At 60.4% G+C, this 25,441-nt stretch carries 14 protein-coding genes; 8 read left to right on the forward strand and 6 right to left on the reverse strand.

From position 1 onward, the window contains the following. Nucleotides 1-14 precede the first annotated feature (14 nt). A complete protein-coding gene (pbpC, locus tag MRBLMR1_RS25565) occupies nt 15-2,096 on the forward strand; it encodes a penicillin-binding protein 1C (RefSeq protein ID WP_148147728.1) in 2,082 nt (693 codons plus the stop codon). A 55-nt stretch (nt 2,097-2,151) separates the two neighbouring features. Here pbpC and MRBLMR1_RS25570 read toward each other — a convergent pair whose 3' ends face one another. From MRBLMR1_RS25570 to MRBLMR1_RS25590, 5 genes are all read right to left on the reverse strand, one after another. Next, nucleotides 2,152-3,006 carry a dipeptide ABC transporter ATP-binding protein gene (locus tag MRBLMR1_RS25570; RefSeq protein ID WP_148147729.1) on the reverse strand — a complete coding sequence of 285 codons (855 nt, stop codon included), beginning with the start codon at nt 3,004-3,006 and terminating at the stop codon, nt 2,152-2,154. Then, complete coding sequence (locus MRBLMR1_RS25575) at nt 3,003-3,866, reverse strand: ABC transporter ATP-binding protein (protein ID WP_148147730.1); 864 nt, start codon at nt 3,864-3,866, stop codon at nt 3,003-3,005. Before MRBLMR1_RS25575 ends, MRBLMR1_RS25570 begins: the two co-directional genes overlap by 4 nt. 2 nt (nt 3,867-3,868) lie before the next feature. Further along, entirely contained in the window at nt 3,869-4,789 is a 921-nt protein-coding gene (locus MRBLMR1_RS25580; RefSeq protein WP_148147731.1) for an ABC transporter permease subunit, read from the reverse strand. Between the two features lie 16 nt (nt 4,790-4,805). Beyond that, nucleotides 4,806-5,810 (reverse strand): ABC transporter permease subunit, encoded by a 1,005-nt coding sequence (locus MRBLMR1_RS25585; RefSeq protein WP_148147732.1) that lies wholly within the window; start codon nt 5,808-5,810, stop codon nt 4,806-4,808. A 157-nt stretch (nt 5,811-5,967) separates the two neighbouring features. Then, entirely contained in the window at nt 5,968-7,566 is a 1,599-nt protein-coding gene (locus MRBLMR1_RS25590; RefSeq protein ID WP_148147733.1) for an ABC transporter substrate-binding protein, read from the reverse strand. Nucleotides 7,567-8,090: 524 nt separating this feature from the next. On the opposite strand from MRBLMR1_RS25590, the gene MRBLMR1_RS25595 reads away from it, so the two are divergent. The 6 genes from MRBLMR1_RS25595 (at nt 8,091) to MRBLMR1_RS25620 (ending at nt 14,852) form a co-directional block, all read left to right on the forward strand. Continuing rightward, nucleotides 8,091-9,524 carry a M20 family metallopeptidase gene (locus MRBLMR1_RS25595; RefSeq protein WP_500066936.1) on the forward strand — a complete coding sequence of 478 codons (1,434 nt, stop codon included), beginning with the start codon at nt 8,091-8,093 and terminating at the stop codon, nt 9,522-9,524. Between the two features lie 155 nt (nt 9,525-9,679). Continuing rightward, nucleotides 9,680-11,035 (forward strand): aspartate aminotransferase family protein, encoded by a 1,356-nt coding sequence (locus MRBLMR1_RS25600; protein WP_148147735.1) that lies wholly within the window; start codon nt 9,680-9,682, stop codon nt 11,033-11,035. Nucleotides 11,036-11,100: 65 nt separating this feature from the next. After that, complete coding sequence (locus MRBLMR1_RS25605; protein WP_148147736.1) at nt 11,101-12,561, forward strand: phospholipase D-like domain-containing protein; 1,461 nt, start codon at nt 11,101-11,103, stop codon at nt 12,559-12,561. Between the two features lie 52 nt (nt 12,562-12,613). Beyond that, on the forward strand, nt 12,614-13,426 hold the full coding sequence (locus MRBLMR1_RS25610; RefSeq protein ID WP_148147737.1) for an endonuclease/exonuclease/phosphatase family protein: 813 nt from the start codon (nt 12,614-12,616) through the stop codon (nt 13,424-13,426). Between the two features lie 121 nt (nt 13,427-13,547). Continuing rightward, nucleotides 13,548-14,522 carry a threonine/serine dehydratase family protein gene (locus MRBLMR1_RS25615; RefSeq protein ID WP_148147738.1) on the forward strand — a complete coding sequence of 325 codons (975 nt, stop codon included), beginning with the start codon at nt 13,548-13,550 and terminating at the stop codon, nt 14,520-14,522. Nucleotides 14,523-14,714: 192 nt separating this feature from the next. Continuing rightward, entirely contained in the window at nt 14,715-14,852 is a 138-nt protein-coding gene (locus tag MRBLMR1_RS25620) for a hypothetical protein (protein WP_183686365.1), read from the forward strand. 154 nt (nt 14,853-15,006) lie between these two features. On the opposite strand, the gene MRBLMR1_RS25625 is transcribed toward MRBLMR1_RS25620, so the two are convergent. Then, entirely contained in the window at nt 15,007-16,170 is a 1,164-nt protein-coding gene (locus MRBLMR1_RS25625; protein WP_246436448.1) for a M20 aminoacylase family protein, read from the reverse strand. 348 nt (nt 16,171-16,518) lie between these two features. Between MRBLMR1_RS25625 and MRBLMR1_RS25630 the strand changes: the two genes are divergently transcribed. Further along, nucleotides 16,519-24,981 (forward strand): GH36-type glycosyl hydrolase domain-containing protein, encoded by an 8,463-nt coding sequence (locus tag MRBLMR1_RS25630; RefSeq protein ID WP_148147739.1) that lies wholly within the window; start codon nt 16,519-16,521, stop codon nt 24,979-24,981. Nucleotides 24,982-25,441: the final 460 nt, after the last annotated feature.

Below are 25,441 nucleotides of genomic sequence, written 5' to 3' on the forward strand. Positions count from 1 at the left end.
CGGCGTGAAGGACGATGAAAAAGCGCTGGAAATCCTCGATCGGTGTGGGTGCCTGCCTCTTACTGGCGGGAGTGACGACCCTCGGCCTCGACTGGGCCGATCGCGCCTATCCGCCGCCGCTTGATAATGCCACGACCACTTCGCGCGAAGTGCTGGATGCCGATGGCGAGTTGCTGCGGGCGTTTGCCACGCCGCAAGGGCGCTGGCGGTTGAAGACGGATGTCGAGGATGTCGATCCACGTTTTCTCGCCATGCTGATCGGTTATGAGGACCGGCGGTTTTACGAGCATGGCGGTATCGATCCGCTGGCGATCGGCCGCGCTGCGCTCCAGCTTTTGACCAATGGCCGGATCGTTTCCGGCGCCTCGACGCTTTCCATGCAGGTGGCGCGGTTGATCGAGCCGCGCGAGACACGGTCGTTTTCCGCAAAGCTCCTGCAGCTTGCTCGCGCCATCCAGATCGAGCGCCGCCTCGACAAAAAAGCGATCCTCGAACTCTATCTCACCCATGCGCCCTATGGCGGCAATCTGGAGGGTGTGAGGGCCGCGAGCCTCGCGTATTTCGGTAAGGAGTCGAAGCGGCTGACGGTGGCCGAAGCAGCACTCCTCGTCGCCCTGCCGCAATCTCCGGAGATGCGCCGACCGGATCGCCATCCGCAGGAGGCGCATGCCGCGCGCGAACGGGTGCTGACCCGTCCTGCGGTGGCCGAGGTGACGGGAGAGGGTGAGGCGGAGCGGGCGTTGCTTGATGCGGTGCCGCGGCAAAGGCTGCAATTGCCGGCCTATGCCGCGCATCTTGCCGAAGCCGCTATCCGCAAGCAGCCCAAGGCCGAAGAATATCGCACGACGCTGAAACGTGGCATTCAGAGACAACTTGAGGAGGTGGCGCGAGAGGCTTCCGCAAAGCTCGCCCCAAAGGTTTCGCTTGCCATGGTGATGGCGGATGCAACGACCGGCGAGATCGTCGGGGAAGTGGGGTCTGCGGATTATTTCGATACGGGGCGTTCCGGCTGGATCGACATGACGCGCGTACTCAGGTCGCCGGGCTCGACGCTGAAGCCGTTCATCTACGGCCTTGCCTTCGAGCAGGGGCTAGTTTCCCAGGAAACCATGATCGAGGACCGGCCGGCGGATTTCTTCGGTTACCGGCCGAAGAATTTCGACATGACCTATCAGGGCGACGTGACAGTCAGGCAGGCGTTGCAATTGTCGCTCAACGTGCCTGCGGTCAGGTTGCTCGATGCGGTCGGGCCATCGCGGCTGATGATCCGGTTTCGCCGTGCCGATGTGCGCCCGGTCCTGCCGCCGAGCGAAGCGCCGGGGCTGGCGATCGGGCTTGGCGGGGTCGGTATCACGCTTAAGGATCTGGTGCAGTCCTACGCCGCACTTGCCAATGGCGGGCAGCCGGTGCGGGTCGGCAACGGTATCGACGAGCAACCAGCCGTGCTCGACAGCGAGATGCTCTTGGAGCGGCAGGCGATCTGGAATGTCACGGATATTCTCTCCGACGTTCTGCCGCCGACCGGCAGCCGGAAACTCGGCATCGCTTACAAGACCGGCACCAGTTACGGTTATCGCGACGCATGGTCGGTCGGTTATGACGGGCGTTATGTGCTCGGTGTCTGGGTCGGGCGGCCGGATAATGGCGCGGTGCCGGGCATTGCCGGTTACCAGACGGCGGCGCCGATCCTGTTCGAGGCTTTTTCGCGCTCCGGCGTACCGTTCACGCCGCATCCCGCCGCCCCGCCGGGTGCCGTCCGGCTTTCGCAATCCGATCTGCCGATCGGCCAGCGACGGTTTGCGGTCACCGCAAGCGGGCTTATACGCTCTTCATCCCGCGAGACTGCGCCGCAGATCGTCTATCCGCCGGAAGGGGCGAAGGTCGATCTTGGAGCGTCATCCGGCGATATCTCGCCGCTGGTGCTGAAACTGCAGGGCGGTCGTCCGCCGTTCCGCTGGCTCGCCAACGGCAGGCCGCTGGATGCTCTCTCCCGCCGACGCACCAATGAATGGCAGCCGGAAGGGGCGGGGTTTTCGACGCTGACGGTGATCGATGCAGCGGGAAAGGCTGCGACGGTGAGGGTGTTCGTTGAATAAAAAAGACTGGAGAGATTTCTCTCTCCGGTCCCATATCTGTCGAGAGCAGTGAGGATTAAGCCGCCGAAGCAGCCTTCTTCGCCGCTATACGGGCGCGGATGGATTCCACGTCGGCCTTCGGCGTTGCCTTGAACAGGGTCTGCGTGTATTCGTGCTTCGGATTTGAAAACACCTCGTCGCGCGTGCCGTATTCGACCGCCTCGCCAAAATACATCACCATCACCTCATCTGCGATGTAGCGAACGACCGAGAGATCGTGGCTGATGAAGACGTAGGTGAGGTTGAACTCGTCCTGCAGGTCGGCGAGCAGGTTCAGCACCTGAGCCTGAACCGAAAGGTCGAGTGCGGAAACCGGTTCGTCGAGCACCAGCAGTTTCGGGTTCATCATCAGCGCGCGGGCAATGGCGATACGCTGGCGCTGACCGCCGGAGAACATGTGCGGGTAGCGATTGTAATGTTCCGGGCCGAGGCCGACCTTGATCAGCATTTCGGTGGCGCGGTTGCGGCGCTCGGCAGCAGACAAATCGGTGTTGATCGCCAGCGGCTCACCGAGAACGTCGCCGATCTTCTGGCGCGGATTGAGCGAGCCATAGGGGTTCTGGAAGATGATCTGCACCTTCTGGCGCATTTCGGACGTCAGGTGGCCCGGACGCGTGTCCATCTTCTTGCCGTCGATGATCAGTTCACCGGAGGTCGGTTCGTCGATGAAGGTGATCATGCGCGCCAGCGTGGACTTGCCACAGCCAGATTCGCCGACGATCGCCAGCGTCTTGCCGCGTTCCAGGCTGAAGGAAACGCCCTTCACCGCATGAAGCGTCTTCTTCGGCTTCATGAAGCCGCCCGGCAGTTCGTAATCGCGCTTGATGTCGCGGACTTCGAGCATGGTGTCGGTGGTCTTTATGTCGCTCATGCCGATGCTCCTGCGGAAGGTGCCGGTTCCGGGTTGCCGTCGAAGAAGGCGGAAACCGTGGTCAGGCGGTCACCGGTGGCGTTTTCAGGCAGGGCTGCCAGAAGCGCCTTGGTGTAATTGCTCTTCGGGTTTTCGAACAGCGAAAGCACGTCGGCTTCCTCCATCTTGCGACCCTTGTATTGCACGACGACGCGGTCGGCGGTTTCTGCAACCACGCCCATGTCATGGGTGATCATGATCAGGCCCATGCCGGTGCGGGCCTGCAGATCCATGATCAGATCGAGAATCTGCTTCTGGATCGTCACGTCGAGCGCGGTGGTCGGCTCGTCGGCGATCAGAAGCTTGGGGCTGCAGGCGATTGCGATCGCGATCATCACGCGCTGGCACTGGCCGCCCGACATCTGATGCGGGAAGGCATGCATGCGCTCTTCCGGGTTCGGCAGGCCAACCTGCTTGAACAGTTCGATGGCGCGCGCTTGGCGCTCCTTCTTTCCGAGGCCGAGATGGATGCGCAGGACTTCTTCGATCTGGAAGCCGACCGTGAAACACGGGTTGAGGCTGGCGATCGGCTCCTGGAAGATCATGGCGATATCCTTGCCGATCAACTTGCGCCGCTCGGCGCCGCTGAGTGCCTGGATATCCTTGCCTTCGAAAAGCATGCGGTCGGCGGTGATCTTTGCCGTCCAGGGCAGAAGACCCATGACTGCCAGCATGGAGACCGACTTGCCGGAGCCGGATTCGCCGACGATGGCGAGCACTTCGGCCTTGTCGACCGAGATCGAGACGCCGTCCACGGCGCGGAACCAGCCGCTGGCGGTTTCGAATTCGACGGTGAGATTGTCGATTTGCAGAAGCGACATGATCAGGACCTCTTCAGCTTCGGATCAAGCGCATCGCGCAGGCCGTCGCCCATCAGGTTGATGGCAAGAACGGTGATGAGGATTGCGAGACCCGGGAAGGTGACGACCCACCAGGCGCGCAGAATGAATTCGCGGGCTTCGGCCAGCATCGTGCCCCATTCCGGTGTCGGCGGCTGAGCGCCCATGCCGAGGAAGCCGAGAGCGGCCGCATCGAGAATGGCGTTGGAGAAGGACAGGGTTGCCTGGACGATCAGCGGTGCGGTGCAGTTCGGCAGGATGGTGCGGAACATCAGGCGCAGCGGGCTTGCGCCGGCGATACGGGCGGCGGTGACATAGTCGCGGGTCTTTTCGGCCATCACGGCGGCGCGGGTGAGGCGCACGAAATGCGGCTGCAGCGTCACGGCAATCGCGATCATGGCGCTGTTCAGGCCCGGACCGAGAATGGTGACGAGCACCAGCGCCAGAAGCAGCGAGGGAACGGCGAGAATCATGTCCATCAGGCGCATGATGATCGTGTCCAGCCAGCCGCGGTAATAACCGGCCAGAAGACCGACGACGATGCCGGAAACCAGCGACAGTGTGGTGACGACCAGACCGACGAACAGCGAATACTGCGCGCCGTAGATCAGGCGCGAGAGGATATCGCGACCGACCGGATCGGTGCCGAGAATATAGGTGGCGGTGCCACCTTCAGCCCATACCGGCGGCTTCAAGACCGCATCACGATACTGTTCGAACGGCGAATGGGGCGCGATCACCGGTGCGAGGATCGCGACCAGCACCAAAGCCAGGAAAACGAACAGGCCGATCACGGCGCCGCGGTTTTCGGAAAAGTAGAACCAGAACTCCTTGAGCATCTGGCGTCGCATCTGGGCCGAGGATACGGGCTCCGCAGCCTTTGGTGTAAGAGTGGCGTCAGCCATGGGATTTTGCTCCTTCTTAGTGGCGGATACGCGGGTTGACGAGACCATAGAGCAGGTCGACGATCAGGTTGACCGTCATGATGATCGCGGCGATCAGCAGCAGTCCACCCTGGATGACGGCGTAGTCACGGCGGAAGACGCTATCGAGGATCCATTTGCCGATGCCCGGCCAGGAGAAGATCGTCTCGGTCAGGATCGCGCCGGCCAACATGACGCCGACCTGCAGGCCGACCGTCGTGATAACCGGGATCATGGCGTTGCGCAGCGCATGGATGCCGACGACGCGGAATGGCGACAGGCCTTTGGCGCGGGCGGTGCGCACATAGTCTTCGGACAGAACTTCCAGCATGGCCGAACGGGTCTGGCGGGCGATGACGGCGAGCGGAATGGTGGCGAGCACGATCGACGGCAGAACGAGGTGGCTGAGTGCCGAGGCAAACGCCCCCTTCTGGCCGGAAATCAGGCTGTCGATCAGCATGAAGCCGGTGACCTGCGGGAAATAGAACATCAGCGAGATGCGACCCGATACCGGGAACCACTGCAGGGTGCCCGAAAACAGGATGATCAGCAGCAGACCCCACCAGAAGATCGGCATGGAATAACCGACCAGTGCGATGCCCATCAGGCCCTGATCGAAGATCGAGCCTCGCTTGATTGCGGCAATGACACCGGCGGGAATGCCGAGCGCGATCGCTATGATGATGGCACAGAAAGACAGTTCGACCGTTGCCGGGAACAGTGTCAGGAACTGATCAAGAACCGGCTTCTTCGAGACGATCGAGGTGCCGAAGTCGCCGGTGAGTACGCCACCGAGATAATCGAAATACTGCACGATCATCGGCCGGTCCATGCCGAGCTGCGCGCTGATCTGCGCGTGACGCTCCGGAGACATGACGCGCTCACCCGAAAGGAGCGCAACCGGATCACCCGGCAAAAGCCGGATGAAGGAGAAGGCGATGATGGAGACCCCGATGAAAGTCGGGATCAGGACGGCGAGGCGCCGCAGAAGGAAGCCAAACATTTTAAGCCTTTGCGGAAAGGGGCTGGACCGACCTGGGCTTTTGTCAAGCCATGGATCGAACCATATCGGCGTCACCGCCATATTTTTAGGCATCTCATAAGAAAATGCCGCGGGAAACGCAACGCGTCCCGCGGCAAAAAGTTGTGATAGGCCAGTTTTACTCGGCGATATCGACTGCTTCAAAAGTGAAGTCGCCGAGCGGGCTCTGGGTAAAGCCGGTCACACCCTTGCGCATCGGAACGACGGCGAGCGAGTGATCGATGGTTGCCCAGGGAGCGTCCTTTTTGAAGACGGCCTGTGCCTGCTCATAAAGCTTGGTGCGCTCAGCCTGGTCGGAGGTGACCTTGGCCTTCTTCACGAGAGCGTCGAATTCCTGGTTGCACCACTGTGCGCGGTTGTTGCCGCCAACTGCATCGCAGCCGAGCAGGGTGTCGAGGAAGTTGTCCGGGTCGCCGTTGTCGCCGGTCCAGCCGAGGATTGCGGCACCGTCACGGTCTTTTGCCTTCGAACGCGACAGGTATTCAGCCCATTCGTAGGAAACGATCTCGACCTTGACGCCGATCTTGGCGAAGTCGTCCTGCATGATTTCAGCAGCGCGACGTGCGTTGAGCATGTATGGACGCGAAACCGGCATTGCCCAGATCTTCATCGAGAGATCCTTGACGCCAGCGTCTGCCAACATCTTCTTGGCAGCGTCGAGGTCGTAGGTGTCGTCCTTGGTCTCGTTGTTGTAAGACCACATGGTCGGCGGGATCGGGTTGGTTGCAGGCGTTGCCATGCCCTGGAAGACGGCGTCGACGATGGCCTTCTTGTTGATCGCCTTGTTCAGAGCGATACGAACTTCCGGCTTGTCGAACGGAGCCTGGGTCGTGTTGTAGGCGAGGTAGGCGATGTTGAGGCCTTCCTGCTCCAGAACTTCCAGGTTCGGGTCGGACTTCATCGATTCAACGTCGGCGGCATTCGGGAACGGCATCAGGTGGCATTCGCCGGCCTTCAGCTTCTGGTAACGAACGGCAGCGTCGCTGGTGATCGCGAAGACGAGATCGTCGATCTTCGGAGCGGTGCCCCAGTAGTCGGCGTTCTTCTTGTAGCGGATGATGGCGTCCTGCTGGTAGGCGACGAAGGTGAACGGACCGGTACCGACCGGGTTCTGGTTCAACTGCTCCTTCTTGCCGTCCTTCTCGAGGCTGTCGGCATATTCCTTCGACAGGATCGAAGCGAACGGCATGGCAAGGTTGGCCAGGAACGGTGCTTCCGGACGGTTCAGCGTGACCTTGACCGTCAGGTCGTCGACTTTTTCGATCGACTTGATCAGCTTCGGGAAGCCCATGCCGTCGGCATATTCCCAGGTGCCGCCGGAAATGTACTTGTTCCAGGCGTTCTTTTCGTCAATCTGGCGACCGATCGAGAAGATGACGTCGTCTGCGTTCAATTCGCGGGTCGGGGTGAAGAAGTCCGTGGTCTGGAACTTGACGCCCTTGCGCAGCTTGAAGGTGTAGACGGTGCCGTCAGCGGAAATTTCCCAGCTCTCTGCGAGACCGGCTTCCGGCTGCGTCGTGCCCGGCTTGAATTCGAGCAGGCGGTTGAAGATCGGATGAGCCGAGGCGTCGAAGGTCGTGCCGGCGGTATAGAGGCCCGGATCGAAGCCTTCTGGCGAACCTTCGGAGCAATAAACGAAGGTCTTCGCGCTGGCGGCGCCGGCAAAGAATGTTGCGGACAGAAGCGCTGCCGCTGCGAGAGTAAGTACACGTTTCATTGATAGTCTCCCTACCTGTGCCGGCTTTGCCAGCACGGTTGATTTCCCTGATTTACGATGCGTTTTGCCGCATCTTTTGACCAAGTCCTGTGTTGTTCACCTCCTGACCGGCAAGCCCAACTCTATGCCGGTCGAAATATATTTCCCCATCTCGGATGAAACTGCAGGATCATGCGGGTCGTCCTACATATCGGCTGCCTCAAGGAATAGATTTTCAATCGAGGCGACAAATGCAGAACGTCATGCTTGGTCTTTGCTCATTCACTCCATATTTGTTTTGCGGTGAAGCAATGCTCGCTCAGCGTGTCTGCTTCCCGTGGCGCGCGAGAATAGCGATTATCACTCGGTTGTCGAGACGGTAAGATTCGGGATTTGATCACAACTGCGGTGACGCTGCCTAATCGATGCGCATAGCCTTAATTCTTTGCATTATGCGTTGCGCTTGGCCCGGAAAGGGATAGGTATGCGGTTATTGCATTCCATACCCAAAACTCATCTTAGCTAGAAATCAAGGCGGCTGTTTCATGACCGATGGCAACTCGAACCTCCCTCTCGTCTGGGATCTCGTGGATCGTAAAACGGAGGTGTTCGCGGAACTGGCCAACCAAGTCTGGGAGACGCCCGAGACCTGCTACATGGAGACGGAGTCTGCTGCTGCCCATCGCGAGATGCTGGAGGCGCAGGGTTTTCGGATTACCGATGCGGTTGCCAATATCCCGACCGCTGTGATGGGCGAGGCCGGCAGCGGTGGCCCGGTCATTGCATTTCTCGGCGAATATGATGCGCTGGCCGGTCTCAGCCAGAAGGCGGACACCGTAGAGCACGATCCGCTGGTTGCCGGTGCAAACGGTCACGGCTGCGGGCACAACCTGCTCGGTTCCGCTTCCCTCCTGGCTGCGACCGCGCTCAAGGATTGGCTTGAAAAGACGGGCACGCCCGGCCGGGTCCGTTATTACGGCTGCCCGGCGGAAGAGGGTGGTGCCGCCAAGGCCTTCATGGTGCGCGACGGCGCCTTTTCCGATGTCGATATCGCCATCAGTTGGCACCCGAGCAACTTTGCCGGGGTGCAGCGCGAGACTTCGCTTGCCAATTGCCGCATTGATTTCACCTTTACCGGCCGTGCCGCCCATGCCGCCGCCGTGCCGGAACTGGGCCGCAGCGCGCTCGATGCCGTCGAACTGATGAGCGTCGGTGTCAATTATATGCGCGAGCACATGCCGTCCGAATGCCGTATCCATTATGCGGTGCTGGATACTGGCGGCATTTCTCCGAATGTCATTCAGGCGCATGCGAAGGTTCGTTATGTCGTGCGCGCGCCGGATCTCGCCGGTCTCTTCGCGCTTATCGAGAGGGTAAAGAAGGTGGCCGAGGGTGCGGCGCTGATGACCGAGACCAAAATGGAATCCGTCACGCTTGCCGGCGTCTCCAACCTCGTGGTGAACACGCCGCTGATGGATACGATGCAGGATATCTGGGAGAGCATGGGGCCGCCGGCCTTCGACGCAGAGGATATCGAATTTGCGCAAAAGATCCGCGCGACGCTGACGCCCGAGGATGTTGCGGCCAGCTGGGCGCAGGAGCGCCTCGAACAGCGGGATATCCCGCTTGCCGACTTCGTTCTGCCGGCTCATAACGAGGTTCGCCAGATGGGCGGATCGACTGATGTGGGCGATGTCAGTTGGGTCGTGCCGACTGTTCAGGCCTATGGTGCGACGCTCGCCATAGGCACGCAGCTTCATACCTGGCAGGTGGTTGCGCAGGGCAAGAGCGCGCTCGCCCACAAGGGTATGGCTTCGGTCGCGAAAGTGATGGCGGCCACGGGTCTTGCGGCGATGACCAGCGAACAGCTGCGCGAGGCTGCCTGGGCAGATCTGAAGCGCCGGCACAAGGGGCAGGATTACAAGAGCCCGATCCCTGCTCAAGCAGAGCCGCCGATCGCGGCCATGTCTGTACGCTAGGATGTCGGTTCGCTGATCAGGCCTATGAAAATTGCTCATGAGCCCGTCAATTATTTTAAACGACGGGCTCTGCTAAATCGTGTTTGAGGGCTGGAAATCCGCTGGATTCCTCTTATGAATTTCCTATTCGCGTTCGTGCGAGAGGAGAACAGCCCGTGACGATCCAGCCCAATTCCATCGAGGCCCGCGACAAGGCCTATCATCTGCATTCGTACACGAACGCACGGGCGCTGGAGCGCGATGGCGCGCTGGTGATCGAGCGCGGCGAAGGCATCCATGTCTACGACAATGCCGGCAAGCAGTATATCGAGGGCATGGCTGGGCTTTGGAGCGTCGGCGTCGGTTTCGGCGAAAGCCGTCTGGTCGAGGCCGCGGCCAAGCAGATGGCAAAGCTGCCCTATTACCACACGTTCACGGCGCGCACGCACAGCCCTTCGGTCGAGCTTGCCGAAAAGCTCATCGAGATCGCGCCGGTGCCGATGTCGAAGGCTTATTTCACTAATTCGGGTTCGGAAGCCAATGATACGGCGATGAAGATCGTCTGGTATCGGTCGAACGCGCTCGGCAAGCCGGACAAGAAGAAGATCATTTCCCGCACCAAGGGCTATCACGGCGTCACCATCGCGTCCGCCAGCCTGACCGGCCTGCCCAACAACCATCGTTCCTTCGACCTGCCGATCGCGCGCGTGCTGCACACGAGCTGCCCGCATTACCGTGCCTTCAAGACTGAGGGCGAGACCGAGGCGCAGTTCGTCGAGCGCTGCGCAAAAGATCTGGAAGACCTGATCCTGAAGGAAGGTCCCGATACGGTTGCCGCCTTTATCGGCGAGCCGGTCATGGGTGCGGGCGGCGTCATCGTGCCGCCGGCTGGTTACTGGGAAGCCATCCAGAAGGTTCTGAAAAAATATGATGTGCTTTTCATCGCCGACGAAGTGATCTGCGGTTTCGGTCGCACGGGCGAGATGTTCGGCACGACGACATATGCGTTGCAGCCCGACATGATGACGCTGTCGAAGCAGATCTCGTCTTCCTATCAGCCGATCTCGGCGCTTCTGATCAACGAAAATGTCTACCAGCCACTGGCGGATGAATCGGCGAAGATCGGTACGTTCGGCCATGGCGTCACTGCTGCCGGCCATCCGGTTGCAGCCGCCGTCGCGCTGGAAAATATCAGGATCATCGAGGAGCGTGATCTTGTCGGCAATGTCAGGTCGCTCAGCCCGAAATTCCTGGCGCGGCTGAAGTCGATCGCTGATCATCCGCTGGTCATAGAATACCGCGGCGTGGGCCTGATTGGCGCCTTCGAGCTTGCACCGCGCGAAGGCTTTGCCGCCGGACAGCTCGGGCCTAAGCTGTTCGGATATCTGATGGAGGAGGGCGTCATCAGCCGCGCGATCGGCGATTCGATTGCGTTTTGCCCGCCGATGATCATTACCGACGAGCAGGTCGATGACATGTTCGACAAGGTCGAGCGCGGGCTTGAAAAATTCGCCAGGGAGCTGACGGCGTAAACCGCTGATTTCTCCAATTGTCTAGCCGCATTGCCTAGTATCATGGCGTCCCTATATTGGACGCCATGATCTCGATTATCGACGCCTATTGGCCGCACATCCTGTTCATTGTCTCGGTGGTGGCCGGCGCGTCTGCGGCCGTTCACGCGACAATGACGAAGGAAGAGGTCCGCTCTGCGGTCGGGTGGGTCGGCGTCATTCTGCTGTCGCCCATCGTCGGCGCAGCGTTTTATCTGATCGCCGGCGTCAATCGTATCCGGCGCAATGTCATCGGTGACCGGCGCTCGCTGCTGCAGGGAGCGGAGCGTTTCGATTTCGCCTCCTATGATGCGACCGATGATCAGGTGATCGAGGACTTCGGCCACCGGTTTCGGGGGATGAAGACGCTTGGCGACCGAGTTACCCGGCACCACCTGACGACCGGCAATACGATTTCCGCCTTCGACAATGGCGATGCAGCCTATGGCGCAATGCTCGAAGAGATCGCGCTCGCGAGCCGTTCAATTCTGCTCGAAACCTATATTTTCGACCGTGACCGGATTGGCGCGCGGTTCATCGAGGCGCTGAGTGCGGCGGCGCGGCGTGGTGTCGAGGTCCGGGTGCTGATTGATGCCGTCGGTGCACGTTATTCCGTGCCGAGCGTGCTCGGCATGCTGCGTGAGGGCGGCGTCACCGTCGATGTATTCAACGGCAATGTCATTACCGGCCTACGGCTGCCCTATGCGAACCTGCGGACCCACCGCAAGATCATGGCCATCGACGGCGAAATAGCCTTTACCGGCGGCATGAATATCCGCGAGGGATTTTCCTGCGAATTCAGCGGCGATAAATGTGCCGCTGACACGCATTTCCGCGTGACCGGACCGGTTGTGGCCGATCTTTTGGCGATCTCGGCTGCCGACTGGGAGTTTTCCACCGACGAAAAGCTGGAGGGTGAAGCCTGGAAGGTTCCGACACCTGGCATGCGGCCCGGCTCGCCCACCATAATGCGAGCCGTCTCCTCCGGTCCGGATCGCAGCGTCGAGACGAACCAGAAGATGCTGATGGGCGCTTTTTCCATCGCCCGGTCCTCGATCAAGATCGTCTCACCTTATTTCCTGCCCGACCGGGAGCTGATTACTGCGCTGATCACGGCGGCGCGGCGCGGCGTGGTGGTCGATATCGTCGTACCGAGCGCCAACAACCTGAAACTGGTCGATCTCGCCATGACCGCGCAATTCGACCAGATGCTGAAAAACTATTGCCGCATCTGGCGGGCGGCAGGACCGTTCAACCACTCTAAGCTGATGGCTATCGACGGCTGCTGGGCCTATGTCGGTTCTTCGAATATCGACCCCCGCTCGCTGAGGTTGAATTTCGAGGTCGATCTTGAAGTTTTCGATCGTGGATTTGCGCAAGCGCTGGAACGAAGGGTCGACCTGGCTATTTCCTCTGCGGAAGAGGTGACGCTGCATGGTCTTCGTTCACGACCATTTGCAAAACGCCTGCTTGAACGGGTGCTCTGGTTGGGTTCACCCTATCTGTGATCTGTACCGGTCGGCGCGGCCCGCGTCGGTCATGCTTTGAAGAATGACGGTGATGCACGAGAAACGTACAACCTTGCCTGCCAGCATCATTGCGTCGATCCGCGCCCGAAAGGCGCGCGGGATTGGCATCCATTCACAGCATGATCCTTCAACCGGCCTGCTTGTCGCATCCTACAATGTGCACAAATGCGTCGGGGTCGATGGCAAATTCGATCCTGGCCGGATCGCCCAGGTAATCCGCGAAATCGGTGCCGATATCATCGCGCTGCAGGAGGCGGATACACGCTTCGGTGAGCGCCGTGGGCTTCTCGATCTCGCATGGATGGAGAGGGAAACGGGGCTTTACCCGGTTCCGGTCTCTGGCGTCGCGCGCGCGCATGGTTGGCATGGCAATGTCGTGTTTTTCCGCGAGGGGGTGGTGCGTGACGTGCACCAGGTGAAGCTGCCGGGACTGGAGCCGCGCGGGGCGCTGATGGCGGAACTCGACCTTGCAGGTGGAAATACATTTCGGGTGATTGCCGCGCATCTTGGCCTGCTCAATCGGTCCCGCCAGCAGCAGGCGCGGATGATCCTCGATATCCTGCGCGCCCGCGAAGAATATCCGACCGTTTTAATGGGTGACCTCAACGAATGGCGGCTGGGCGATCGTTCCTCGCTCAACACGCTGGCGACGGTTTTCGGCCTGCCATCGGCGGTGCCAAGTTTCCCGTCACGACTGCCGGTGCTGGCGCTCGACCGCATCATGGCCAACCGCCCCGAGTTGATCGATCGTGTCGAAACGCATGACACGCCGCTTTCTCGGCGGGCATCGGATCATTTGCCGATCAAGGCGGTGGTGAAGATCGGTGCCCGGCTTACTCGTTGAAACTGGCCGGCTGAATTGACTTGGTGACAATCTTCCCGGCTTGCGTCGCTTTACCTCGAGCCGGGGCGATAATAGGCTTTTGTCATTCACGCGCCGCTGCCTTTCCCGAGCAAGGATTTCCATGACCGATATTGCCATGATCGAAGCCGCCCGAGCCCGTCTCGACGGCCATGTCCGTCGCACGCCCCTGCTTTCCTCTCCCTTTCTCGACGAGATCGCCGGCCGGCGGATTTTCGTCAAACCCGAATGCCTGCAGCATACGGGATCGTTCAAGTTCCGCGGGGCATGGTCGGCAATCTCGGGGCTGGCGCCGGAGGTTCGTGCAAAAGGCGTGATCGCGTTTTCTTCCGGCAATCACGCGCAGGGCGTGGCGCTTGCCGCGAAGCTGCACGGCATTCCGGCAGTCATCATCATGCCGGCCGATGCGCCGCGCATCAAGATCGAGAACACCCGTGCCTATGGCGCCGAAGTCGTGCTCTACGATCGCGCGACGGAGGATCGCGATGCGATCGGTGCGCGGCTCTCGGCCGAGCGCAACCTCACGCTGGTCAAACCGTTCGATGAACCGCTGGTGATCGCCGGTCAGGGGACGGCGGGTCTCGAAATCGCCGAACAGGCAGAGGAACTGGGTATCGAAAAGGCCGACGTTCTCGTCCCGACCGGTGGCGGCGGCTTCATTTCCGGCGTTTCGCTGGCGCTCGCCGCCAAGGCGCCGGGCTTCACTGTCCACCCTTGCGAGCCGGAAGGGTTCGATGATGTCACGCGTTCGCTGGCATCCGGCACGATCGAAAAAAACGCGAGGCAATCCGGTTCGCTCTGCGATGCGATCATCACGCCGCAGCCGGGAAACATCACCTTTCCGATCATGTCGAAGCTTTGCGGCGCCGGGCTCGTCGTCACCGAGGACGAGGCTTTGAAAGCCATGGCGCTTGCCTTCAGCTGGTTGAAGATCGTCGTCGAACCGGGCGGCGCTGTGGCGCTTGCGGCAGCGCTTTTCCACGGCGAGACGCTCGGCGACACCGTGATTGCGGTCTGCTCGGGCGGCAATGTCGATAGCGACATTTTCCGCATGGCGCTCGAACGAAATCCGGATTGAGGCGACAAAAAGGCGCTCGTCGGAACCGGAGGCATAATAAACCGTTAACGTCGCATTACAGGCATTAACGGAAAAGGATTTTCCAATCCGCCGCTTTTGCTTGGAACTTTATCTCTACCAAGTTGATAGGGATAAGGTAGCATCAGTCATCACCCGGAGAATGGTGGCTTTAAGAAAAGCTGGAGGAAGATCATGCGACACTCGACTGTTCAGACACGATCGCTTTCCCATCGCCACTCGCTGTTAGGCAGCTGGCAATCTGCCACGCATCTGGCAATCGCCGTTGCGGCTTTTGTTTTCGTCGGTGCCGTGACGCTCGGTATTTTCTGAGCCTTAAATGCGGTAATGCCGCGTTCGTCATGCTCGGGCTTGTCCCGAGCATCTGCTACGTTGAATTGGTGGAAACGTGATTGGATCCTCGCGACAAACCCGAGGATGACGAGCGGGAGAGATCGTCGATAACGTCTCCTCCCGTAAAGAAATCCTATTTCGATGCCAGATAAGTCTCAGCAAGCTCAACCCAGAGATTGACGCCGATCGGTAGTGCATCGTCGTTGAAGTTGAAGCGCGGATGATGCAGCGAAGGGTCGTTGTCGGTCTTCGCGGTGCCGAGGAAAAAGTAGCTGCCGGGACGCTCAGCCAGCATATAGGCAAAGTCCTCGGCGCCCATCATCGGGCGTTCGATCTCGGCGACATTCTCTGCTCCGACGACCTTTTTTGCCAGGTCGCGAACGAAATCGGTTTCCGCTGTGTGATTGATAGTCGCTTCGTACCCCCGCTCGTAATGGACCGTGGCGGTCATGCCATAGCTTGCGGCCTGGCCTTCGGCGATGGCGCGGATGCGCTCTTCCAGCTTGTTGCGCACACCCGGATCGAAGGAGCGGATGGTGATGACCATTTCCGAGCGTTCGGGAATGACATTGCTGGCGATGCCAGCGTTGAATGCGCCGACCGTGACGACAGCCGGATCGAGCGGATGGATGTTGCGCGAGACGATCGTCTGCAGCGCCATGATGATGCTGGCGCCAGCAACGATCGGATCGGATGCCGCCTGCGGTTCGGCGCCGTGACCGCCATGGCCGTTGACGATGATGCGGGCTTCATCGACCGCCGCCATCAGTGGGCCGTCCTTGACGAAGACCTTGCCGAAGGGCATGGCCGGATCATTGTGCATGCCGAAGACGGCGTCGCAGGGGAATTTATCGAACAGGCCTTCGTCAATCATGATCCTGGCGCCACCAAAGTTTTCCTCCGCCGGCTGGAAGATCAGATGGATCGTGCCGTCGAAATTCTTTCGCTCGGCAAGGATTTTTGCCGCTCCCAACAGCATGGCGGTGTGTCCGTCGTGGCCGCAGGCATGCATCACACCCTTGTTCTTGCTGGCATATTCGAGGCCGGTCTCTTCGGTGATCGGCAGGGCGTCGATATCGGCGCGAATGCCGACGGAACGCGAACTGTCGCCGTTTTTAAGCGTTGCGACGATGCCGGTCTTCGCCAGCCCGCGCGTGACCTCGTAGCCGTACTCCTCAAGCTTCCCGGCAATGAAATCCGAGGTCTTGAATTCTGAAAGGCCGATTTCCGGATTTTCATGCAGATGCCGGCGGATGGCGATCACGTCGGTCATGTCGTTTGAAAATCGCAGCGTCATCTGTCAGGCCTTTCTGGCTTTCGCAAAGAGAAGGCGCGGGTATAGACCATTGGCCGCTATGCGCCAATCGAGTGGCTCAAGCTTTAAAGTTTTCTTCCTGAATCAATCGTTTGAATCCGTTCAGCCTTTATTCAGGCTGCCAAGGTTAATTGGATAGATTGTGTCAATCCGAGCTGTGGCTGGCGATAATTGGTGTCTTTGATTTGCAATATTCAAGCCGGCCTCTATCTCCCTTCGCGCGGATTGCACCGGAACTTGGCGCCATTTCCCAGATGGCGACGTGATCTTCCGGCGTAGGCCCAAGAAATTTGGCCGATAAACCCCGATCTTTCATTCAGAAGCGTGTCCATGTCCCTTGATACTCCGAAGCCCGGCTCCTCGCGCGAAACAGACGTCAAGCAGATCGATCACAATGATTCGATCCGTGCGAGCTATCTGACGATAGACGACCTGAGAGACTGCGGCGTAAGGCTCGGCCGCGGCGAGGGGGAAGATCTTCCCGGCCTCATGTCCTTCGAGTTCTTCCAGCAGCATTCCGACAACGAGAAGGAAATCCTTCGCGTCTATCGCGCTGCAGCTCTCGATGTAGATGCGGGCGCCTCGATCACGCCGGCGGCCGAATGGCTGCTCGACAACTATTACATCGTTGAAGAGGCGATCCAGGAAGTCCGCCGCGATTTTCCTAAAAAGTTCTTCAAGCAACTGCCGACCCGCGTCATCCAGGGACAGAAGATGCCGCGCGTTCTGGCGCTCGCATGGCTTTACGTGGCGCATACCCATTCGGGCGTGAACCGCGAGACGCTGGCCGCCATGGTCGAGGGTTTCCAGGAAAACGAACCGCTCGAAATCGGCGAACTCTGGGCGCTGCCGTCCTTCATCCGCTTCGTGCTGATCGAGAACCTGCGCCGTATCGCCACCCGCGTCGACCGTTCGCGCAACATGCGCAAGCGCGCCAATGACGTGGCCGACGAGATCATCCGCCTGAACGACGAGACCGAAAGCGCCAAGGTGCTTGCCGGTGTTGCGGATCTGGTGCGCGACAACACGTTTGCAGCTCAGTTCCTCTATAGAATGCGCAATGCCTCTCAGTCGACGACGTTCGCCACGCAGTGGATTGAACAGCGCCTTGCCGAGGTCGGCACGGATGTCGAGACCGTCACGCAGTCGGAGCAGAGCCGTCTGTCTTCCGGCAATGTGACGATGGGCAATATCATCAAGAGCCTGCGTCTCATCATCGATACGGAATGGAGCGTCTGGTTCGAAGACGTCTCGCAGATCGACAAGCTGTTCCGCGAACATACGGATTACGAAGCGCTCGATTTCGGTTCGCGCAACGCCTATCGCAACCGCATCGAAAAGCTCGCGCGCCTTTCCAAGCGCAGCGAAGCGGAAGTCACCCAAGCCGCCATCAACCTTTCGCAGGAAGCGGCCGAAAAAGACCCCGATGTACGCGAGACCAATGTCGGCGCATTCATCGTAGGCCGTCACCGCAAGGAACTGGAAGCGGCCGTTAATTATCATCCGCCGATCCTGCAGCGGGCGGTGCGCGCCTATCGCAAGCTGAACTGGCTGGCGATTGCCGCTCCGGTGATCCTGCTGACCGTGATTGCCCTGGCGATCACAGGCCATTTCCTGGTTCAGGCCGCGATCCCGCTGATCGTCGTTTTCTTCCTGCTCCTGATGTTCGCGCTTCCGGCTTCGGAAGGTGCGACCGGCCTGTTCAACACGGTCGTAACCTACTTCGTCAAACCGGCGCGGCTTGTCGGTTACGAATTCAAGGAAGGTATTCCGGAAGAGGCAAAGACGCTCGTCGTCGTGCCGTGCCTGATCACCGACCGCGATACGGTCGATGAACTGGTGCGCAATCTCGAGGTTCATTATCTCGCCAACCCGCAGGGCGAGATCTATTTCTCGCTGCTGTCCGACTGGCGCGACAGCAAGGTCGAGCAGACCGAGGCTGATCTCGAAATCCTCGATTATGCCAAGCGCGAAATCGTGGCGCTCAACGCGCGTTACAAGGACGAGGTGGCAAGCGACCGCTTCTTCCTTCTCCACCGTCGTCGCCTGTTCAATCCGAACGAAGGCGTATGGATGGGCTGGGAGCGCAAGCGCGGAAAGCTGCATGAGCTGAACCTGTTGCTGCGCGGCGACCGTGACACGACCTATCTTCAGGGCGCCAACACGGTCCCGGCAAACATCCAGTATGTGATGACGCTCGATGCCGATACCCGCCTCATCCGCGATGCGGCGACCAAGCTCGTCGGCAAGATGCACCACCCCATCAACCGCCCGGTTCTCGATCCTGAAACCAACCAGGTGGTCAAGGGCTACGGCCTGATGCAGCCGCGCGTCACGCCGTCGCTGACGACCGGCACGGAAGCCTCGGTCTTCCAGCGCGTCTTCTCGGTCGGCCGCGGTCTCGACCCTTACGTCTTCGCCGTCTCCGACGTCTATCAGGACCTGACCGCTGAAGGTTCGTTCACCGGCAAGGGCCTCTATCACGTCGATGCCTTCGAGGCATCGCTGAAGGGCCGTATCGAAGAAAACGCGGTTCTCTCCCACGACCTTCTCGAAGGGTCTTTCGCGCGTTGCGCTCTTGTCACCGATGTCGAGCTGGTCGAAGATTTCCCGACCCGTTACGAAGTCGAAGTCTCGCGCCAGCATCGCTGGGCACGCGGCGACTGGCAGCTCATCCCTTACATCATCGACGCCAAGCGTGGTGTGACCGCGCTCGGTCGTTGGAAGATGCTCGATAACCTGCGCCGGTCGCTCACTCCGATCGCATGGTTCTTCGCCTCCGTGCTCGGCTGGTATTGCATGGACCCGCTTGGCGCGCTGATCTGGCAGATTTTGCTTATCTTCTCGCTGTTCGTCGCTCCGACGATCTCGCTTCTGACCAATCTTCTGCCGCGTTCGAGCGACAACGTTGCCAAGGCGCATTTCTATTCCGTCTGGTCCGACGTCCGCTCGACCAATGCTCAGGTGGCGCTCCGGATCGTCTTCATTGCCGATTCTGCCTGCATCATGACGGACGCGATTGGCCGTTCGCTCTATCGCCTGTTCGTTTCCCGCAAGCTGATGCTGGAATGGAAGACGGCTGCGTCTATCCAGTCGAATGCGCAGGGCAGCCCGACCGATTATTACCGGTCGATGTGGCATGCGCCGGCAATCGCCGTGCTCAGCATCATTCTTGCCGCCATCCCGGGCGACAATGCCTTCCTCGTCGGCATTCCGTTTGCAATCCTGTGGATCTTCTCGCCGCTCGTTGCCTGGTATGTCAGCCAGTCGGCCGAGACGGAAGACAAGCTGTTCGTGCCGGAAAACGTGTCGGTCGAGCTGCGCAAGATCGCGCGCCGCACCTGGCGTTATTTCGAAATGTTCGTGACGCCAGAACACAGCTATCTGCCGCCGGACAACTATCAGGAAAAGCCGAATCCGTCGGTCGCCAAGCGCACCTCGCCGACCAATATCGGCGTCTATCTCCTGTCGACCATTTCGGCGCGTCACTTCGGCTGGATCAGCTTTGCCGAGACGATCGAACGGCTTGAGCAGACGCTTGCGACCGTCGAAAAGGCCGACAAGTTCCGCGGCCACATGTATAACTGGTATCATATCGACACGATGAAGCCGCTGATGCCGCGCTACGTGTCGTCGGTCGACAGCGGTAACTTCGCCGGTCACCTGATTGCGATTTCGTCTGCCTGCCGCATCTGGGCAGAAGCGCCGTCGGCGCATCTGCAGGGCAATCTCGATGGTCTGGGTGATGTCGCCGGCATTCTCGGTGAAACGCTGAAGGCGCTTCCCGACGATCGCAAGACCGTGCGTCCGCTGCGTCGCCGTCTCGAAGAGCGGATCAACGGCTTTGCCAATGCGCTTGCCGCCGTCAAGCGCGAGCACGAGTTCGCCTCGATCCGCATCATCAACCTGTCGGTGCTGGCGCGCGAGATCCAGAAGCTTTCGCACAATCTCGACCACGAAGTTCGCTCCAGCCAGAGCGAGGAAGTGACCAAGTGGGCCGCCTCGCTGGTAACCGCCTGCGAAGCGCATATTGCCGACAGTACCTTCGATAACGCCAATGTCGAAGAGCTGCGCGATCGCCTCGCGTCGCTTGGTGTCCGTGCCCGCAAGATCGCCTTTGCGATGGACTTCAAGTTCCTGTTCCGCAAGGATCGTCGTCTTCTGTCGATCGGTTACCGGGTCGAGAGCAACGAAGTCGACGAAGCCTGCTATGACCTGCTCGCGTCCGAGGCTCGCCTCACCAGCCTGTTCGGCATCGCCAAGGGCGACCTGCCGAACGAGCACTGGTACAAGCTCGGCCGCCATGTCGTGCCGATCGGTGCGCGCGGTGCGCTGGTGTCCTGGTCGGGTTCGATGTTCGAATACCTGATGCCGCCGCTCGTCATGCAGGAGCGTCAGGGCGGTATCCTCAACCAGACCAACAACCTGATCGTCAAGGAACAGATGAACCATGGCCGCCGTCTCGGCACGCCGTGGGGCATTTCGGAAGCCGCGTTCAACGCGCTCGACCATCAGATGCACTACCAGTACACCAATTTCGGTGTGCCGACGCTGGGCCTGAAGCGTGGTCTCGGCCAGAACGCCGTTATCGCGCCTTATGCATCGATCCTTGCCAGCCAGTACGACCCGACGGCAGCCGTCGAAAACCTTGCCGAACTGCGCGAACTCGGTGCGCTCGGCATCTACGGTTTCCACGATGCGGTCGACTTCACCCCGACCCGCGTGCCGGAAGGCAAGCGCTGCGCCGTCGTCTATAATTACTATGCCCACCACCATGGCATGTCGATCGCGGCTGTCGCCAACGTCGTCATGAACGGCCTTCTGCGCGAGCTCTTCCACGCCGATCCGGTGATCGAGGCGGCCGAACTGCTGTTGCAGGAAAAGGCGCCGCGCGACATCCCGGTGATGAGCGCCAAGCACGAGGAAAAACCGGGCACCGGCGGCGGCGAGCTGCTGCGTCCGGAAATCCGCACGATCACCAGCCCGGCCACCAAGGATCGCGAACTCGTTCTTCTGTCCAACGGTCATTACTCGCTGATGATGACGGCGACCGGTTCGGGTTATTCCCGCTGGAACGGCCTGTCCGTTTCGCGCTGGAGACCGGATCCGACCGAAGATCGCTGGGGTCAGTTCATCTTCCTACGCGATACGGCGACCAATGACTGGTGGTCGACCACGACCGAACCGCGTCGTGCCGAAGGCGAGCAGTCCAAGGCCGTGTTCGGTGACGAAAAGGCCGAGTTCCACAAGACGGTCGGAGACCTGACCAGCACGGTCGAGGTCATCGTCGGCACCGAGCACGATGCCGAAGGCCGTCGTGTGACGCTGCTCAACATGGGCACCGAGGATCGCTTCATCGAAGTCACCTCCTATATGGAGCCGGTGATTGCCGGTGATGACGGCGATAACGGTCACCCGGTCTTCTCGCGCATGTTCATCAATACCGAGATCGGCAAGCGCGGAGACGTGATCCGCGCATGGCGCAACAAGCGCGATCACAGCGAACCGGACATGCTGGTGGCGCATCTCGCCGCCGACCACGCCGGAACTGACCGCCCGACCGAATACGAAACCGACCGCCGCAAATTCCTCGGCCGCGGCCGCACGCTGTCGGAGGCCGCCGCCTTCGATCCGGGTGCATCGCTGTCGAATACGGACGGCTTTACGCTCGACCCGATCCTGTCGCTGCGCCGCAGTGTGCGGGTTCCGGCCGGCAAGAAGGTCAGCGTCGTCTTCTGGACGATCGCAGCACCGAAACGCGAAGATCTCGACAAGGCGATTGAACATTATCGCCACGCTGAAAGCTTCCAGAGCGAACTGACCCAGGCCTGGACGCGTACGCAGATGCAGATGCGCCATCTCGGCGTCACCTCGCAGGATGCGGCCGTCTTCCAGCATCTGGCCCGTTATCTCGTCTATCCCGACATGCAGCTTCGCGCCGACCAGCAGACGCTGCAGGCAGGCATGCAGAAGCAGTCGGGCCTCTGGCCGTCCTCGGTTTCGGGCGACCTTCCTATCTTCACGCTGCGGATCAATGACGAGGCGGACATGCCGGTCGCCAAGGAAGCCATCCTGGCGCAGCAATATCTGCGTTCGCGCGGCGTAGTCTCCGATCTCGTGATCTTCAACGAGCGCGGGGCCGACGATGCACAGGACATGCAGCAGTCAATCGAACAGATGGCGACCCGCATGGGGCAGGAAGGCGGACGCACGCATGTGTTCACGCTGCGCCGCGATCTTCTGGAAGGCGCGGGCGCTGATGGCCTGATCGCCGCTTCCCGCGTCGTCCTGCATGCCCGCAACGGCCAGTTCGGGGACCAGTTGAACCGTACGAGCACGATCTTCGCGCCGTCGACGGAACAGCAGATCGAAGCCGATCGTCGTCCGCTCCTGAACGGCGAGATCTTTGCCGCGCCGGAAATCCTGCCGAAGGAACCGACCGATCTCGAATTCTGGAACGGCATCGGCGGCTTCTCGGAAGAGGGCAACGAGTATGTGGTTCGTCTCAATGGCGGCCAGTCGACGCCGCATCCGTGGATCAACGTCATCTCCAACGATACGTTCGGCTTCCACGTTTCGGCCGAAGGTGCAGGCTTCTCCTGGGCGGAAAACTCCCGCGACTACCAGCTGACGCCTTGGACCAACGATCTCGTCATCAACCGTCCGGGTGAAGGTTTCTACGTATCCGACACGGAGACGAACAAGGTCTACACGCCGTTCGCCGCACTCTCGCGTCGTCCAGAGGTCCTGTTCGAAGCCCGCCACGGTCTCGGCTACTCGGTCTTCTCGTCCGAAGAGGACGGGCTGAAGCTGGAACTGACGCAGACCGTCGACCGGACGCGCCATGCCAAGTTCTCACATATCAAGCTGAAGAACTCCGGCTCGGAACCGAAGAAGCTGAAGCTCTACGGTTATGTCGAATGGCTGCTTGGTGCGAACACGGCAAAGACTGTTCCCTTCATCCTGCCTTCGCGGGACGAGGCGACGGGCACGTTGTTTGCCAACAACGCGTTCAGCATCAATTTCAGCCGCTTCGCCTTCCTCGGCATGAGCGAGATGCCGACCGGCTTCACGGCAAGCCGCCGCGAATTTGTTGGCCGTTTCGGCTCGGTACAGATGCCGGCTGCGGTAACGGGCGCGTCCTCGCTCAGCGGCTCGCTCGATCTCGACGGCGATCCGTGCGCAGCACTTGCCTATGACGTGGAGCTTGCTCCGGGTCAGGAAACGGAAGTCACCTTCTTCCTCGGCGATGCCGCAACGAAGGAGGAGGCAGTTGCGCTTTCCGCCGAGCTCAAGACCGTCAGGTTCGACGGTGCGCTGGCAGAGAACCGTGGCTTCTGGAACGAGTTTACCGGTCGTCTGAAAATCTCGACGCCGGACAAGTCGCTAGACAACATGGTCAACCACTGGCTGCCCTATCAGGCGCTCGGTTGCCGCATCATGGCCCGTACCGCCTTCTATCAGGCATCGGGTGCATTCGGCTTCCGCGACCAGTTGCAGGACACGCTGGCCTTCCTCGTGCACGAGCCGTCGCTTGCCCGCCGGCAGATCATCAATGCGGCGTCGCGCCAGTTCAAGGAAGGCGACGTGATGCACTGGTGGCTGCCGCATAACGGCTCGGGCGTGCGCACGACGATCTCCGACGACGTGGTGTGGCTCGCCTATGCGATCAACCAGTATGTCTCGGTCACCGGTGACCAGACCATTCTGGACGAGCAACTGCCGTTCCTCTCCGGTCCGATCCTCGAAAAGACGAAGCACGATGCCTTCATCCAGCCCGAGGTGACGAACGAGATCGCCGACCTCTATGAACATGCGGCGCGTGCGCTCGATCTTGCGATCGACCGGACCGGCGACATGGGCCTGCCGCTGATGCTCGGCGGCGACTGGAACGACGGCATGAACCGTGTCGGCGTCAATGGCCGCGGCATGAGCGTCTGGCTCGGTTGGTTCCTGGCGGCTGCCCTGCGTGACTTCATTCCTTACGCCGAAGCACGCAAGGACAAGAAGCGCGCCGATCGCTGGAAGAAGCATATCGACACGCTCAAGGATGCGCTCGAAACCGACGGCTGGGACGGCGACTATTATCGTCGCGGCTATTTCGATGACGGCACTCCGCTCGGTTCTGCCAAGAGCGACGAATGCCGCATCGACAGCCTCGGCCAATCGTGGAGCGTGCTTTCCGGCGAAGGCCGGGTGGACCGCCGTGACCAGGCGATGGATGCGGTGATGAAACAGCTGGTGGACGAAGAGGCGGGCATCATCCGCCTGTTCACCCCGCCGTTCGAAAAGACCCGGCAGGATCCCGGCTATATCAAGGCCTATCCGCCCGGTGTCCGCGAAAACGGCGGTCAGTACACGCATGCAGCCATCTGGGTCGTGCTGGCGCTGGCGCAGATGAAACGTGGTGACGATGCCTGGAAATGCTTCCAGATATTGAACCCGATCAACCATGCGCTGACCCGCGAGGCGGCCGATACCTACCGGGTCGAACCTTACGTCGTTGCCGCCGACGTCTATGGCGCCGGCGACTATCAGAGCCGTGGTGGCTGGACCTGGTATACGGGTTCCGCCGGCTGGCTCTATCGCGCCGCGATCGAGGGCATTCTCGGCATCAAGCGCAACGGCGATCGTCTGACCGTCGATCCGTCGCTGCCGACCGGCTGGGATGGTTTCGAGGCCGAACTGACGATTGAGGGCAAAGCCCACAAGATCAAGGTCGAAGGCGGCAATGTTACCGTCGATGGCAAGTCTGCCGGCAAGGATGGCGGGTTTCTGCTCTCGTCCAAATAGGCCGCAAAGCCAGACAACTGCGTGACGTGACATCGAATGAGATGGCATCGCCCCGGAAACCGGAATGGTTTTCGGGGCGATGCTTTTCTACGTCGGCATAAGGCAGTCTCCATCCAAAAAGCGCAGCACAGGTTACCGCAACGGGAGATCCCGTCACGGTCGGCTCATTGGGGAGGCGGGCAATGCGATAATGGGTGGATATTGGTGTCAGGCATTCTCCCCGCCCGATCGTGAAGCGTTCCGGAAGGTTGACGGGTGAGGAGCATCCCGTTTTTCCGTTCCGCTGAAGGACTTTGCCCTGACGGCATGCCCTTCCGCTTAACGACCATCATCGTGCGCCGGATCTTTCGTCCGTAGGCGTCCGGTTCGCGACCCGGCCCCCTGCTTGATGACGTGATCAGGTTAAGCGGTTGGCCGGGTGTGGGGATGATCGTCGGCGATGATTTTCGCCAGGTGATTG

Origin of the sequence: Neorhizobium sp. LMR1-1-1.1 (genome assembly GCF_040675795.1) — a bacterium.
In the GTDB taxonomy this organism is placed as follows: domain Bacteria; phylum Pseudomonadota; class Alphaproteobacteria; order Rhizobiales; family Rhizobiaceae; genus Neorhizobium; species Neorhizobium cellulosilyticum.

Excerpts from the sequence above, each read along its gene's own strand:
- MRBLMR1_RS25625 (WP_246436448.1), bottom strand. The coding sequence starts at position 16,170 with ATGACGCTGCGATTTTCAAACGACATGACCGACGTGATCGCCATCCGC.
- MRBLMR1_RS25570 (WP_148147729.1), bottom strand. The coding sequence starts at position 3,006 with ATGAGCGACATAAAGACCACCGACACCATGCTCGAAGTCCGCGACATC.
- MRBLMR1_RS25585 (WP_148147732.1), bottom strand. The coding sequence starts at position 5,810 with ATGTTTGGCTTCCTTCTGCGGCGCCTCGCCGTCCTGATCCCGACTTTC.
- MRBLMR1_RS25575 (WP_148147730.1), bottom strand. The coding sequence starts at position 3,866 with ATGTCGCTTCTGCAAATCGACAATCTCACCGTCGAATTCGAAACCGCC.
- MRBLMR1_RS25595 (WP_500066936.1), top strand. The coding sequence starts at position 8,091 with ATGACCGATGGCAACTCGAACCTCCCTCTCGTCTGGGATCTCGTGGAT.
- pbpC (WP_148147728.1), top strand. The coding sequence starts at position 15 with ATGAAAAAGCGCTGGAAATCCTCGATCGGTGTGGGTGCCTGCCTCTTA.
- MRBLMR1_RS25615 (WP_148147738.1), top strand. The coding sequence starts at position 13,548 with ATGACCGATATTGCCATGATCGAAGCCGCCCGAGCCCGTCTCGACGGC.
- MRBLMR1_RS25630 (WP_148147739.1), top strand. The coding sequence starts at position 16,519 with ATGTCCCTTGATACTCCGAAGCCCGGCTCCTCGCGCGAAACAGACGTC.
- MRBLMR1_RS25580 (WP_148147731.1), bottom strand. The coding sequence starts at position 4,789 with ATGGCTGACGCCACTCTTACACCAAAGGCTGCGGAGCCCGTATCCTCG.
- MRBLMR1_RS25610 (WP_148147737.1), top strand. The coding sequence starts at position 12,614 with ATGCACGAGAAACGTACAACCTTGCCTGCCAGCATCATTGCGTCGATC.
- MRBLMR1_RS25620 (WP_183686365.1), top strand. The coding sequence starts at position 14,715 with ATGCGACACTCGACTGTTCAGACACGATCGCTTTCCCATCGCCACTCG.
- MRBLMR1_RS25605 (WP_148147736.1), top strand. The coding sequence starts at position 11,101 with ATGATCTCGATTATCGACGCCTATTGGCCGCACATCCTGTTCATTGTC.
- MRBLMR1_RS25590 (WP_148147733.1), bottom strand. The coding sequence starts at position 7,566 with ATGAAACGTGTACTTACTCTCGCAGCGGCAGCGCTTCTGTCCGCAACA.